Here is a 13,650-nt window from a genome sequence, read left to right on the forward strand (position 1 = left end):
AGTTCAACCACTGAAAGAGACGCTAGAAGTCAGAAGTGTGATTCTCATTGATGTCAGGTTGAACAAATTGAAGCCCCAAAGCCAGGGGCTAGAATTCAGTCTATGTGCATGATCCTAAATTCGCGTTAATTCGCGTCTATTCGCGGTTCCAACTCATCTTTTTAGGATGATTCTTTAGCAGGGGTCGTGCTTGCGCGAACCGCGAATGCAACAAGACATTCCGAGCTTCACCGCCCCAGATCGCATCCACCTCCTCTCACCTACGCGGTCTTCGACGAGCAAAGCCCCTACTTTCCGAATTATAAATCAAAAGTAGGACTACGATTATAACCCAGAAAATCGCCCCCCGCCCTTGAACCAACCTGAGAAACTGCTCTAACTTCACCGCATGCCCGCCCAAGAGCCGCTCTCTCCGCTTAAAATATTCCTGATCTACCTTCGCCTCGGTTGCCTCTCCTTCGGCGGACCAGTCGCGCACTTCGGCTACTACAAGGAAGAATTCGTCAGTCGGCGCAAGTGGCTGACCGATGCACACTATGCTGAACTGCTTGCACTGTGCCAATTCGTGCCAGGCCCATCGAGTAGTCAACTGGGCTTTGCCATCGGCTGGCATCGAGGCGGACTAGCCGGCGCCTGCGCGGCATGGTTGGGCTTCACCATGCCTTCGGCGCTCATCATGATCGCCTTCGCCTATGGGCTCACTGAGCTAAGCGACGGCGCAACGCCCTTCATCCATGGCCTACTCATTGCAGCGGTCGCAGTCGTCGCCAAAGCGATCCTCGACATGGGTAAAAAGCTTTGCCCCGACTTTCCACGTATCGGCATCGCTCTACTCAGTGCAGTGCTGGTGAGCTGTGTCACCAGCGCGTTCATGCAAATCGGCGTGATCTTACTAGGTGCCGCAATTGGTAATGCCCTGTTTCGTCAATCGCCCCAAAACAAACCCGAACTCCATGGCGGCGAAGCCATGGCAGGCCACCGCACGATGCTAATCGGTATCATTGGCTTTAGTGCCCTGCTAGTATTCGCACTACTCACTCCAGCCGACGCACCCGGTGCCATCTATGCGATGAACTATCAAGCGGGCGCTCTCGTTTTTGGCGGCGGCCATGTGATGTTGCCACTCCTATACGATAGTGTCGTGCCGAGCGGGCTCGTCTCAGAGTCCAACTTCCTAGCTGGCTACAGTGCGGTGCAAGCCATGCCTGGCCCCTTGTTTACACTTTCAGCATTTCTCGGCACTGCCAGTCAAACCACGAATCCGCACTGGATCGGCGGGCTGATCGCCCTAATCGCCATTTTCCTGCCAGGCATGCTGCTGCTGGGAGGACTCATTCCAATCTGGAATCAATTTCGCAACAAACTGTGGGCACAAGCAGGGCTCATCGGAGCCAATGCTGCAGTCGTCGGCCTACTAGCCGCGGCGTTCGTCAACCCCGTATGGTCACACGGTATACAACGCTGGCCTGATGCCACCCTGGCCGCCGCCGCGTTCATCGCACTCTATCGCTTTAAAGCACCCGCCTGGCTCGTCGTATTAACCTGCGGTGCAGGTGGGTATTTGGTGAATCTGGTATAGTGCTACGAGTGTGCACGCTGAAGTGAATCATTCACACTTCTCTCTGCGGTTAAATCCGAACCTGCTATCCCTTCGTCGTTTGATACCTGATCGACGATCTGATTTTCCAAGTGAGCTAGGCGGTGTAGAGGGAGGTGCTATTTACTATTTATACCGTTTCTGATATATTTTGCACATGATCAATACCCCTCCCACCCGGCAAGCGGGTGACCTCCCCTTGGCAGCATATCCTTCTACATAAGTCAGAGAGTCGTGAAGTTAGAAATCAACGGCTCCTTCCCTGCGAAGGGAAGGAGTTTTAAAGCTCTCCTCCTTTCCGAAAGTGGAGTGGTCGGCTCTTGACCCGGCGTAGCTCGGAGAGCGTAGACGGTTGCCCGACCTGTCCGCCGTAGCCTTGGCGAAGGTGGAGGTGGTTGACTTCGAAAGTCATGCACGATGTGCGCATTATTTTCAAGAAATGGTATTAGACAGTCTCGAAGCCAAGAGTTCATCGAGGGGCGGCAGCCGCGAGCGAAGTGGGTCATTACGAAACTTCGCTGCAAGTGGCCTTTTCGTGGTCTTCGCCATTCGACAAGCTCATGGTCACGAGACGAGTAAAGCCTCTACGCTGGTAGTCGCGAAATACACAAAAAAACGCCTCCGGTGAAAGAAGCGTTTTTGAAAAAGTGAATCTTAAAAGCCGAAGCCCTTACAAAGGATGCGCCATGAAGTTTACGCGCCGAGTGTAGGTATCCCCATGCTCACGGACAACATCATCCACGTCATTGTAGCCTGAACCTGCCAAGCTCGGAAGACTTAACAACTCCAAGCCTTCATCCGAAACAACTGTCAGCATCACATCCGCGTAGAGCAATGGCAACTGTGAGGTGCCTCCAGTCAAAGTCGCATCCGTGCCACCATACGCATAATCACCACTCAAATTCAAATTGGCATCAACATTCACTGGAACAGTCGATGCTGCCGTAGGATCGTTTTCATAAATCAGCACCTTAAAATCAACAATGTTGGATACCAAATAATTCTCAGCCGCAGTGATATTAGTCTCAGTCCAAAAACTCGGACCTGAAGCATCCAAAATAAGTTGAGGACTCGCGGTATCGCTACGACTCCCCATTAACAGATCAAACGTATCATCAGCGCGTGCAACTGATCGATAGAGGGCATAGACGCTCACCCGATCATCCGCAGCAACACCATTCTGATCATACGACTCCTGATAAGCCAAACGATAGGCTACGGCACAAATATCTCCTGGAATCGCAGTCACTCCATCTGATTCAAGTTTATCACGATCCAAGGCAGGCGTAAACAACTTCAAGGCCACAGTCTGTGAAGTATAGGGAGCGCCAGCGGCCAATGTCTCAGGGCCATCCACTCGCAACCATTGTTGCCCATTATTACGAAACACTGCTGTCTCTAAGTCTTGCGTGATCATATCCATCGCAATACGTGCTTCCGCATTTGCCGAAAGCTTGCCCGAGGAACGAGTCCACACCTTGAGCACCTCACTGGTGATCTGAATAACCAAACCAACGAGGATGACCATGATAACGGTCGCCACCATGATTTCGATCAGAGTAAAGGCGCGTTTCGCAGTGCGACGAGTTCTATGAGATAAAGTATTCATACGGTTAGCTTATCGAACAATTGCCATGTTATATGTAAAGATCGGCTCTAACGCCTTTAACGTCACAAGGTTACTTGTAGCGTTATAGGTCAACGAAGGCTCTTCAGCAAAGATACGCACCTCCATCGCAAAGGAACCTTCTGGGTAAAGCTCAGGGTTCGTTTCAGACATAGTATAGCGCGGATAGTTACCCACTCCTGCATCCGTCATTTCTGTGCTAGGATTCACCGAAGAAGCCGTCAACACGACACGGTAAACAGTGCCCGCAGCTAGCATGTTAGTCCCGTCAGAGACATCGGCAGCCGACAGTTGGGCAGTTGTATCTGTCTCACCGACAAAACCAATCTTCAATGAAATGATGTCATTGTTATCATAGGCACGAAAAACAAGGAGCGTCGCGTAACCATCATTCACCACCGCATCATAAATCGCATTAAACCTAGAGCCAGTCGGTGCAATGTCTGGGGAGTTCTGCAAAAATGCATTGATCGTATTCACGATCGATGACACCTCGTCGGTCTTCTCGACCTCATCGACGGACTTGAGGGTCGGCGCTAGCAAACCCACTAATGCGAGCACAGTGACCAAGAAAATACCAATTGCCAATACGACCTCAATCAAGCTGAAGCCACCAGAGCGGTTGCGTGAGAAACAGGACTTCATATGTCTATTCATGTCTAAGTAATTATTATTCTATTTCAGTAGAACTCGAAGCTTGAATGGCTCCTGGCGATGTAACTGGAGTGGTGGTGCCAGCACGACGAAAAATTAACGCAGCTTTCAAGCCTTGATCTTCCTCTGAGACCTTCAACTGACTGACTTCAGTGTTTTGATCATTAGGGATCATAGTCGCAGCTCGTAGCACTAGATACGCATTTGCATTCGCTGAAGTCCCATTACTGTTGAATTCGTAATACAGGTATTCAGTCGATCCTGTCGTCTGAGCGGACTTTCTAGGATAGTCTAGCGGCAGATTTGTCGCACTCCAATTCGCACCGGACTCTGACTCGCTCGTCGTTGCATCAAAGTAGATACCCTCGGGCAGCAATGTCCCTGGGGTCGCAGCTATCCAGCCTTCAGTGCCCGTGCTATCTGTCCCCTTATATATGATCCCAAATTGTCGGCGATATTTATCCAAGTCAGACGGATCATTATTAATGATTAATAGTGTTTCCGCATTCTTCATAATCGCTTGACCACGTGCCCCCTGAGCAATGCCGGAAACAATGCGCACCGAAGAACTCAGCGAAGCACCGCCCCCCGAGTTACCACCGATGAAAATAATGGAGGATGCCAACAGAATGATACTGATAACAACCAGTAGTTCAATCAGCGTAAATCCGCGTTTGGAGTTCGATTGATTCATTTAACTAAAAAAGGCTAGTCCCAAAGCTTGTAAGTCGGATTGCTTGCATCACTAGGATTAGAGCCAACATAGGCACTCACCGAAGAGCGAATGGTGCCTTCGCCAGCATCTGGACCACTCGGCGTGATCGAGCCATTACCATCGGTATCGACGACAATGAAAATTTGCGTATTATTAAAGCGATCTGCGAGTTGATCCGTCGAAATGGTCCCATCAGCCTTGAGCAAGAACTCTGACTCCGAAAAACTATAAAAAGCAATCTGGCGACGATTTCCACCAAATGACACTCCAGCGTTGCTAGAAGAAGGATCACGCGCAGACAGTGTCTTAATAAATTCAAGACTTTCCGATGAGAGGTCGATTTCATCACTATCAGACGTGCCAGTCACCAGAGGGAAATAACTATACTCCCCCTTAAACAGCTGCATGGCATTCACATAATTAGATAGCTGAGCCTTCGAAGCAGCAACATTTGCCTGCTTCTTAACTGCCCCAACGGTCGGAATTAGAATCCCAGCTAAAATACCGATGATGGCGATCACCATCAACAGCTCGATTAAAGTGAAGCCTTTATTTGTGTGCTTTTTCATATTCATTATTCGCCGGAGTAAATATTATCAATGTTTGTGGGCTCTTTACGATTGTCTGGTGTCAAAACCCCGTCTGCGCCAACCGCAACCGCAGTTCCATCGGGGCCTTTCGAGTAGAGCACAAAACCAAAATTATCCCAGCTAGCAGTGGCACCGGTTTTATACTTATATACATATTCAGTCCCCCAAGGGTCCTGAAAGGCCACTGCGGTCGGCGCGACGTTCACAGCAGAAGGTAAAGTCCCCGTATACTCCATCTTAGAGGGATCAATAAAGGACTTCGGCCCAGTCGCTGGCACCTCACTCGCAGAAACCAAATCAAATGAAGTCGTCGTGCCAGTTCGATTAAACTTCATCCAGCCCATCAATGCCTGAGCCAATTCATCTCCATCAGCAGCCCAGGGATAATCACCATATGTCGATTTATATGCCTCCAGCGCCTGCGAAATCACCGCCAATTCGGCTTTGGCTTGAGTGCGTGCTTGGGCATTTTGCACGCCGCGCGAGATGCCGAAGGTAATACCAGCGAGGACCATGATCACAGCAATGACCATGAGCAGTTCGATCAAAGTGAAACCACTCTTAGTCGAGCGCTTGCGTGCGAAAAGTTCAGATGGGGGATAATCAGAAAACATGCCTAATGGGGATAGAGACAAGGGATTGAGCCGAGGAGATCGGCGAAAGAGGTATATTCGTGCCAAACCAGCCGCGCTGTCAATGCTTTGAAAGCCCCTTTTTACAATTCACCGGGCCCAATGCCGAATTGCGAGAAGCGGGCAATCACGACATTCGCAAAAAAAAGCCCCGGCCAAACGAAATAAATCTATCCCGCATACGGCTTCTTAAAAATCGCACCACTGCGACGACGCTCGGCAATACGCTCCACCTCATCGTCGCTCATCGGCTCAGGAAAGCTCGTTTTCGGGTCAATTTTCCACTTAGCTGGCTTGAGGTCATGATCAACGGCTACGCGGTAATCGAATACGAAACAGTCGCCCTCCCAGAGGCTAGTCTCCTTCGGCATCATCTCCATATAACGCAAAATTCCGCCCTTGAGGTGGTAAACATTTTCAAAGCCCTTCTGCTTCAAATAGGCAGTCGAGCGCTCGCAGCGAATCCCGCCCGTGCAATACATGGCGATTTTCTTGTCTTTCTGTGAGGCGAGGTGCTCGTCCACAAATTTGGCAAATTCGGTAAAATCGTCGGTATCGGGGTTGAGCGCCCCCTTAAATTTACCCACGCCCACCTCATAGTCATTACGTGTATCAATCGTGATCACGTCCGGATCTGAAATCAAGTCGTTCCACTCTTCCGGCTCCAGGTAGGTGCCCACTTCGTCGCGTGGATCGGCGCCGTCTTGGCGAAAAGTGACGATCTCAGGCTTCTTTTTAACCTTAAACTTCGGAAACGGGCAAAAGTCTGCATAGGAATATTTCACGTCCATCGCCGCAAAGCGCGGATCGGATTTGAGTAGCGCGATAGTCGCATCCACCGCCTCGGGCGAGCCCGCACAGGTTGAGTTGATCCCCTCATTCGCAAAGATGATCGTGCCACGCAGCCCGACCTTCAGGCCATGGTCGATGATACGCTCCGCCCAGGCGTCGCGATCAGGTAGTTCGACGAAATGGTAAAAGGCTGCGATTTTCCAAGATTCAGACGAGTCAGGCATAGAGGGGGACGTATTAAAGTTAGAAGGCTCTAAGCAAGGAGAAAGTGAGAGCACTGGCGACAGAAATTAGAATTCCGGACTTAAAACATCCTCAAATCTCAGGTCTCTTTTTTCATATCTCATTAAAAAGCCTTGTCATCGCGTGTGGAACTGTCAAAGCCCTCCGCCTCACTTCTGGAAAGCCCTTAAAATAAGGCGACGCTTTCCTTCACTAGCTCAAGTATCGGTAATATCCGGTCAACGGGCGTATTACAGATATTATGGACATCAAGTTTACCGATCTCGGCCTGCGCGCCGAACTCATCGAAGGTATTCAACGCCTCGGCTTTGAATCTCCCTCTCCTATTCAGGCACAAACCATCCCTGTCGCTCTAAGCGGCAAGGACATCGTCGGCCTCTCCCAGACTGGCTCTGGTAAAACCGCAGCATTTGGCCTTCCAGCGCTCAATCTGATCGACATCGATCGCAAAGAAACACAGGTGCTCGTGCTCTGCCCGACCCGTGAGTTGGCCGTTCAGGTCTGCGAAGAGATCAATCGTCTCGCTTCTGCGCTGCGCGGTCTCGTGGCTGTGCCCGTCTATGGTGGTGCTCCGCTCGACCGTCAAATGCGTGCGCTCCGCAATGGCGCTCACATCGTCGTTGGCACCCCTGGCCGCGTCATGGATCACCTGCGCCGCAAAACACTGCGCACCGACGCCATCAAAATTTGCATCCTCGACGAAGCCGACCGCATGCTCGACATGGGCTTCCGCGAAGACATGGAGATCATCCTCGGCGACATGCCCGAAGAGCGCCAAGCACTGTTCTTCTCTGCAACTATGAACCGCGGCGTCGAAGGCTTGATCCGCAAATTCAGCCGCAATGCCGAGCAAATCTCGATCGAGCGCAAGTCGCTGACCGTTGATACCATCGAGCAGACCTACTACGAAGTGCGCAACCGCTCGAAGATCGAAGTGCTGTGCCGTATCCTCGACCTAGAGACTAAGCCACGCGGCATCGTCTTCTGTAACACCAAGCAAATGGTCGAAGACGCCACTGAAGCACTCGCAGCTCGCGGCTACGTCGCTGACCGCATCCACGGTGACATCACACAAGGCAACCGCGAGCGCGTCATCAAGCGCTTCAAGGACGGCTCGGTAGAGCTCCTCGTCGCAACCGACGTGGCCGCCCGTGGCCTCGACATCGACGACGTCGACATCGTTTTCAATTACGACCTCCCACACGACCCGGAAGACTACGTGCACCGCATCGGCCGCACAGGTCGGGCCGGACGCTCAGGTAAATCCGTCACCTTCGTTTACGGACGCGACATCTACCGCCTTGAAGCAATCGAGCGCTACACTCGCCAAGTCGTGCGCCGCATGCAGATCCCTTCACTGGAAGACGTGGAAGGCCGCAAAGCCGACAAGGTATTCAAGCAAGTGCGCGAACTCCTGGAAGCAGGCAATTTCAAGCGCCACGACGCACTCGTCGACCGTCTCCTCGACGCTGGCCACACACCCACCGACATCGCCAGCGCACTCTTTAACCTGCTCAATAAGGACGACGCAGGCCTTGGCGAAAAAATCGCCGAAGACAGCGAGCCCTACTCAGACACTCCAAATCGCGGCGGCAAACGCGGCGGCGGTGGCGGCGGTGGATACCGTGGAGGCAATCGCGGTGGTGGTTACCGTGGCAATCGCGGCAACGACAATCGCGGCGGAGGCGGCGGAGGCAACTACCGTGGCAACGACAACCGTAGTAATGATCGCGGCAACGACAACCGTGGTGGCGGCAATCGCTCATGGAACGAAGGCGGCGAGCGCCCAAAACGCCCCTTCAAGACCAAGAGCAAATTCGGTGGCGGCCACAGCGGCGGCAACGAAGGTGGCGGTTTCAAGAGCGGCGGCAACAAGGACTTCACTCCGGTGAAGAAGCCAGCACGTCGCTTCAAGAAGCCTGACTAGGCTTTAAGCGGAACAGGCATTGGCTGTCTGCATTGAATTCACACAAACGGCGGACAGCAATGTCCGCCGTTTTTTTTGTGTGTGCACAAAGTGATACAGACATTCTTGTCTGTTTTGCCTGATAGAAGAACAGACATTCTTGTCTGTTTTGCCTGATAGAAGAACAGACAAGACGTAAGTCTGCGGCACGACTGAGCTCGCCGAAGTCCAGAGATGGCGAAGCAAAGTCTGTATCACTTCACCGCCGCCCGCGAAGAATCCCGACGCTCGACTTTTCTGAGCAGCCCCTCTACACATTTCCCTCACACACGAAACGCTATGTCTGAATTACCCTCCTACACACTATCGCCCTCGCAAAAACGGATCATCGCCGCAGGCGCAACTGTCCTGGCGCTGGTCCTCCTCATTGCCACTGCCTTCGGCCTCTTCGTGCTGCTGCAACAGTTCATCCACACCTTTAAAGACGTGCTGCTGCCCCTCGCAATTGCAGCGATCCTAGCGACCCTACTACGCCCCATCATCACCCTCGCGGAAAAGCACACACGACTCTCCAAGACCCAAGGCATCATCTTACTCTACCTGCTCGTAGTGCTTGCCATCGCCACCACCACCGCACTCCTACTGCCGATCATCTTCCGACAAGCAGCCGATTTCATCGAGTCCGCGCCAACCATACGCGACAACATCTTCCTATTTCTACAAGACAAGACCCCCGCTGCCTGGGAATGGCTCCATGCCAAACTCGGCCAGTCGCCCGACGAATATGTGCAGAACATCGTCGCCACTCACTCGGACACCATCACCGCCGCACTCAAAGCCTTACCCGAAAAAGTCGGCATCATTGGTGGTTCCATTGGTGGGTTTATTGGTAGCATGTTCGGAAAAGTCGCCGCCTACGCCATCATTCCCGTCTACCTCTTCTTTATCCTGAATGGGGAGCGCAACATTTGGAACGACTTACAAAAGCAGCTCAGCTTCCTGCCCAACGAGCGCCGCGACGACATCGTCTTCCTCTGCCGCCAATTTAGCGACATCCTAATCTCCTTCTTCCGCGGGCAAATCATCATCGGCCTACTACTCGGCATCGTGCTGGCAATCGGCTTTGCAGTTGTGGGGCTCAAATTTGGCATCGTGCTGGGCATCATCCTCGGCCTGCTCAACATCATTCCCTACCTCGGCACCATGCTCGGCATCATCACTGTGCTCCCGCTCGCCTACTTTCAAGACGGCGGCGGCCTTGCCCTAATCGGCCTCTGCACGGTCGTCTTTATCATTGGTCAACTCCTCACTGACTATTGGTTCACACCTCGAATCATGGGAGACAAGACTGGCATGGGGCCCATGCTCATCATCTTCTCCATCTTTTTCTGGGGCGTCGCACTCGGCGGCATCATGGGCATGGTGCTGGCGATTCCGCTCACCGCATTCTTCCTCGTCTTTTGGCGTCTCGCCCGCGAACGCTACTTGCCCGCACTGACTAAAAACCAACTAGAGGCCTAGTGCCTTAGTCGGCACGAACATCCAACGTCGAACGTCCAATACTGAATGGCAATACACCCTGATTCTTTTTAACTCATTCAATGTTCGACGTTGAGCGTTCAATGTTCGACCTTCGTCCCCTTTTTTTAAATGTCCAACGAAACAGAAACTCCCTTCGCCCGTCCTGATAACCGCGCCATCGACGAACTTCGCTCGATCCGCTTCGAAACTGGCATCGCGCCACACGCGCTCGGCTCTGTGCTCGTCAGCTTTGGCGACACACGTGTCATTTGCGCCGCGTCGATCGACAACCGCGTGCCGGGGTGGATGCGCGCCCAAAAAGTTGAAGGCGGCTGGATGACTGCCGAATACTCCATGCTTCCCTACAGCACGCTCGATCGCAAGCGCCGCGACATCAGCGCCGGCAAAGCCGACGGACGCACCATCGAAATCCAGCGCCTCATCGGTCGCTCGCTCCGCGCCGTGTTCGACCTCAAAAAGCTCACCGGCAAGACGATCTGGATCGACTGCGACGTGCTCCAGGCCGACGGCGGCACCCGCACCGCCTCCATTACCGGCGCCTATGTCGCCGCTCAGATTGCGATCCAAAAACTAATCGCCAAAGGTGAGCTCACCGAAAACCCTTTCACCGAGTCTGTCGCTGCGGTCTCCGTGGGCGTGTTTGAAAACACTCCCGTGCTCGACCTCAACTACCCAGAAGACAAAGACGCGACGGTCGATGCCAACCTAGTCATGACCGGCAGCGGTAAGTTCGTCGAAGTGCAAAGCTCCGGCGAAGAAGCCACCTTCACGCGTGACGAGCTCAATACCCTCCTCGACCTCGGAGCGAAAGGCATCAAAGAGATCAACGAGCTGCAAAATGCCGCGATTGCTGAAGGCCTAAAAGAGTAGTTAGAAGTCAGAAGCTAGGAGTTAGAAGCTCAACATGACACACTTCAGTGCTTTATCCTAGATTCAGGACTTAGACTTTCGTTTGTTGCCGCCTACCGAGCGCAGCGACACTTTATTATGCCCTTGGGCATAACCGAAGGGCGGAGCCCTTTGGCGAAAGCCAAAGAAGTCATAAAACACTGATATTCAGCTCCTCACTCCTAGCCTCTAGCTTCTAACAACTCTTTGAAGGTTCATGAGGCATGATGTCGTTCGCCAAATAGGCGACGGCAAGATGCCACTTGGACGAAATAAAAAACGCGCTGAAACTTTTCAGCGACCTTCGCGATGTATGTGTTAAGCAGCCAATCAAGCGCTGCGAAACCACATAAAAAAACATCATGAAACTCAAAACACTCCTCCTCACAGTTCTCGCAGCATGCCTCCTCCCCGCCCTCGCTCAAGCCGAAGGCAAATCCATAGACGGCGATCAAGACGGTAACGGTAAGCGCAAAGCCCCTCAATCTCAAGAAGAACGCGCTGAGCGCTTCGCCAATGCCGACACCAACGGCGATGGACAACTCTCACTCGAAGAAGTCCAAAGCACCAAAGCGAAACGCCTTGCCGAGAACTTCGATAAGATCGACACAAACGGCGACGGCCAACTAACAAAAGAAGAACTCAAAGCCGCACATCAAAAACGTGGCAAAGGCCAAAAAGGTGACAAAAAAGGCGGCCCCAAGGGTCACAAGAACGCCGCTGACAGCGAAGACTAAGAACCACGATCAACATTCAGCACGTCACTCACTGACGTAGCGAACACTTCGAACCTGAGCGCTTCATTGAAGCCTCAGGTTTTTTTGTGCACACCCGCCTACCGCTGCCCCAAGTCTGGTCAATTATATCCATATGAAGGCAATTTATCACCATTCTAACATTGACCGAATCGCGTATAATGCACTGCTTATACACTTTAGTCTAACCACCGAGAAATAACCCCCTCCCCCACGATACAAACTAAAAGGCTCTCCCTAGCCAATCAATACACTTATGTCATCAACCACCAAAACTCCCATTGTTCCAAAGAACATACTGTTTCCCTTCATCCTGCTAGCGACCTGTTTCGCCATGTGGGGACTGTCCAACAACATGACAGACCCCCTAGTTAAAGCCTTTCTTAATATCTTCCCCGAACTCAGCACTGCTCAAACAGCCCTGATTCAGAATGCCTTCTACGGTGCCTATTTTGTGCTCGCCATTCCAGGCGCAGTCCTCGCACGAGTCTACGGCTACAAAAAGGGAGTCCTCGTAGGCTTAGGTGTCTACATTCTAGGTGGCTTACTGTTCTACCCAGCCAGTTTGATGCTACAGTTCGAGCCGTTCCTACTTGCATTCTTCGTGCTCGCCGGCGGCCTCTCCATCCTCGAGACGAATGCCAACCCATACATCATTTCAATGGGGCCTGCGGAAACAGCAACGCGTCGACTCAACCTCGCGCAGTCCTTTAATCCAGTGGGCTCTCTGATCGGCCTGTTCCTTTGCAAATTTGCAATTCTCACAAAGCTAGAAGTCGTCAACGCCCGCATCTCCGATGACATGCCAGTAGAAGAGGTGAAGGCCATTCAAGTCGAGCAACTCGACATCGTGATGACACCTTACTTCATCGCAGCACTCGTTCTGATCATCCTCTGGGTGCTGATTGCGACCAACAAGAACATGCCTACAATCAAGGAGCATGACCACAAAGCGCACGTAGGCGACACGGTTAAATTCCTACTATCCAAGAAAAACTATGTTTTCGCCGTCGTGGCTCAGTTCTTCTATGTGGGCGCTCAAATTGCGGTTTGGACTTACAGCTTCCACTACATCACCGGTCAGTTAAACATTCCAGATAGTGAAGCGATGAACTACCACATGATCGCCATCATCTTATTCTCAGTCTCACGCTGGGGCTTCACGGCACTCATGGCCATCTTCAAGCCATCCACACTACTTGCTTTCGCCTCAGTGATGGGCATCATCTGCTCGCTCGGCGTCATTTTCGGCGGCGAAATCACCTTCCAAGGTTATATTCCATTCGTAGGCGCAGCGCCGTTCACCCTCGGGATTGCTTGCCTGATTGCTACTTCCGTATTCATGTCGCTCATGTTTCCGACCATCTTCGGCCTCGGCTCACGTGACCTAGGCGAAGCAACCAAGCTCGGCGCATCTGGCCTCATCATGGCGATCCTCGGTGGCGCCCTCCTCGTTGGAGTTCAAGGTAAGCTGATCGACGTCTTCGGTGGAGAAGAAATGATGGGCATCGCAGCAGCCAAGTCCTACGTCGTTCCACTCGTCTGCTTCATCGTGATCGCTTCCTATGCGTTCTATGCAGTGCGCAACGACAAGACCAAGCCCGCTGAAGCTTAAACGTCACCCCGGCCAGAGGTAATCTGACCTAAGTTTTTCAAAAATCCCGTGTTGCTCTGGCGACACGGGATTTTTTTTATCTATACTCAGAGCG

General features: G+C 52.3%; 12 protein-coding genes. 6 read left to right on the plus strand and 6 right to left on the minus strand.

Translation table 11 applies throughout. The annotated features are described in order from the left end of the window. Positions 1-388: 388 nt before the first annotated feature. Positions 389-1,579 (plus strand): chromate efflux transporter, encoded by a 1,191-nt coding sequence (gene chrA, locus GZZ87_RS00785; RefSeq protein ID WP_162027092.1) that lies wholly within the window; start codon positions 389-391, stop codon positions 1,577-1,579. A 688-nt stretch (positions 1,580-2,267) separates the two neighbouring features. On the opposite strand, the gene GZZ87_RS00790 is transcribed toward chrA, so the two are convergent. From GZZ87_RS00790 to GZZ87_RS00815, 6 genes are all read right to left on the minus strand, one after another. Beyond that, on the minus strand, positions 2,268-3,206 hold the full coding sequence (locus tag GZZ87_RS00790) for a prepilin-type N-terminal cleavage/methylation domain-containing protein (protein ID WP_162027093.1): 939 nt from the start codon (positions 3,204-3,206) through the stop codon (positions 2,268-2,270). A gap of 9 nt (positions 3,207-3,215) precedes the next feature. Beyond that, positions 3,216-3,881, minus strand: coding sequence for a prepilin-type N-terminal cleavage/methylation domain-containing protein (locus GZZ87_RS00795; RefSeq protein ID WP_162030727.1), 666 nt, complete (start codon positions 3,879-3,881; stop codon positions 3,216-3,218). A 13-nt stretch (positions 3,882-3,894) separates the two neighbouring features. Then, on the minus strand, positions 3,895-4,572 hold the full coding sequence (locus tag GZZ87_RS00800) for a type II secretion system protein (RefSeq protein WP_162027095.1): 678 nt from the start codon (positions 4,570-4,572) through the stop codon (positions 3,895-3,897). Between the two features lie 14 nt (positions 4,573-4,586). Further along, positions 4,587-5,162: a prepilin-type N-terminal cleavage/methylation domain-containing protein gene (locus tag GZZ87_RS19735; protein ID WP_244648163.1), complete on the minus strand. Its 576-nt coding sequence runs from the start codon at positions 5,160-5,162 to the stop codon at positions 4,587-4,589. A 5-nt stretch (positions 5,163-5,167) separates the two neighbouring features. After that, a complete protein-coding gene (locus GZZ87_RS00810; protein WP_162027096.1) occupies positions 5,168-5,797 on the minus strand; it encodes a prepilin-type N-terminal cleavage/methylation domain-containing protein in 630 nt (209 codons plus the stop codon). Positions 5,798-5,985: 188 nt separating this feature from the next. Next, positions 5,986-6,831: a rhodanese-related sulfurtransferase gene (locus GZZ87_RS00815; RefSeq protein WP_162027097.1), complete on the minus strand. Its 846-nt coding sequence runs from the start codon at positions 6,829-6,831 to the stop codon at positions 5,986-5,988. 260 nt (positions 6,832-7,091) lie between these two features. Here GZZ87_RS00815 and GZZ87_RS00820 point away from each other — a divergent pair, with 260 nt between their 5' ends. From GZZ87_RS00820 to fucP, 5 genes are all read left to right on the plus strand, one after another. After that, positions 7,092-8,777 (plus strand): DEAD/DEAH box helicase, encoded by a 1,686-nt coding sequence (locus GZZ87_RS00820; RefSeq protein WP_244648164.1) that lies wholly within the window; start codon positions 7,092-7,094, stop codon positions 8,775-8,777. A 318-nt stretch (positions 8,778-9,095) separates the two neighbouring features. Next, positions 9,096-10,277 (plus strand): AI-2E family transporter, encoded by a 1,182-nt coding sequence (locus GZZ87_RS00825; protein WP_162027098.1) that lies wholly within the window; start codon positions 9,096-9,098, stop codon positions 10,275-10,277. A 129-nt stretch (positions 10,278-10,406) separates the two neighbouring features. Then, positions 10,407-11,168, plus strand: coding sequence for a ribonuclease PH (gene rph / locus GZZ87_RS00830; protein ID WP_162027099.1), 762 nt, complete (start codon positions 10,407-10,409; stop codon positions 11,166-11,168). 380 nt (positions 11,169-11,548) lie between these two features. Continuing rightward, complete coding sequence (locus GZZ87_RS00835) at positions 11,549-11,923, plus strand: hypothetical protein (protein ID WP_162027100.1); 375 nt, start codon at positions 11,549-11,551, stop codon at positions 11,921-11,923. A 274-nt stretch (positions 11,924-12,197) separates the two neighbouring features. Next, positions 12,198-13,556 (plus strand): L-fucose:H+ symporter permease, encoded by a 1,359-nt coding sequence (fucP, locus tag GZZ87_RS00840; RefSeq protein WP_162027101.1) that lies wholly within the window; start codon positions 12,198-12,200, stop codon positions 13,554-13,556. The last annotated feature ends 94 nt before the right edge of the window (positions 13,557-13,650 follow it).

It is taken from the genome of Lentimonas sp. CC4 (genome assembly GCF_902728235.1).
Classification (GTDB): domain Bacteria; phylum Verrucomicrobiota; class Verrucomicrobiia; order Opitutales; family Coraliomargaritaceae; genus Lentimonas.

Excerpts from the sequence above, each read along its gene's own strand:
- chrA (WP_162027092.1), top strand. The coding sequence starts at position 389 with ATGCCCGCCCAAGAGCCGCTCTCTCCGCTTAAAATATTCCTGATCTAC.
- GZZ87_RS00790 (WP_162027093.1), bottom strand. The coding sequence starts at position 3,206 with ATGAATACTTTATCTCATAGAACTCGTCGCACTGCGAAACGCGCCTTT.
- GZZ87_RS00795 (WP_162030727.1), bottom strand. The coding sequence starts at position 3,881 with ATGAATAGACATATGAAGTCCTGTTTCTCACGCAACCGCTCTGGTGGC.
- GZZ87_RS00800 (WP_162027095.1), bottom strand. The coding sequence starts at position 4,572 with ATGAATCAATCGAACTCCAAACGCGGATTTACGCTGATTGAACTACTG.
- GZZ87_RS19735 (WP_244648163.1), bottom strand. The coding sequence starts at position 5,162 with ATGAAAAAGCACACAAATAAAGGCTTCACTTTAATCGAGCTGTTGATG.
- GZZ87_RS00810 (WP_162027096.1), bottom strand. The coding sequence starts at position 5,797 with ATGTTTTCTGATTATCCCCCATCTGAACTTTTCGCACGCAAGCGCTCG.
- GZZ87_RS00815 (WP_162027097.1), bottom strand. The coding sequence starts at position 6,831 with ATGCCTGACTCGTCTGAATCTTGGAAAATCGCAGCCTTTTACCATTTC.
- GZZ87_RS00820 (WP_244648164.1), top strand. The coding sequence starts at position 7,092 with ATGGACATCAAGTTTACCGATCTCGGCCTGCGCGCCGAACTCATCGAA.
- GZZ87_RS00825 (WP_162027098.1), top strand. The coding sequence starts at position 9,096 with ATGTCTGAATTACCCTCCTACACACTATCGCCCTCGCAAAAACGGATC.
- rph (WP_162027099.1), top strand. The coding sequence starts at position 10,407 with ATGTCCAACGAAACAGAAACTCCCTTCGCCCGTCCTGATAACCGCGCC.
- GZZ87_RS00835 (WP_162027100.1), top strand. The coding sequence starts at position 11,549 with ATGAAACTCAAAACACTCCTCCTCACAGTTCTCGCAGCATGCCTCCTC.
- fucP (WP_162027101.1), top strand. The coding sequence starts at position 12,198 with ATGTCATCAACCACCAAAACTCCCATTGTTCCAAAGAACATACTGTTT.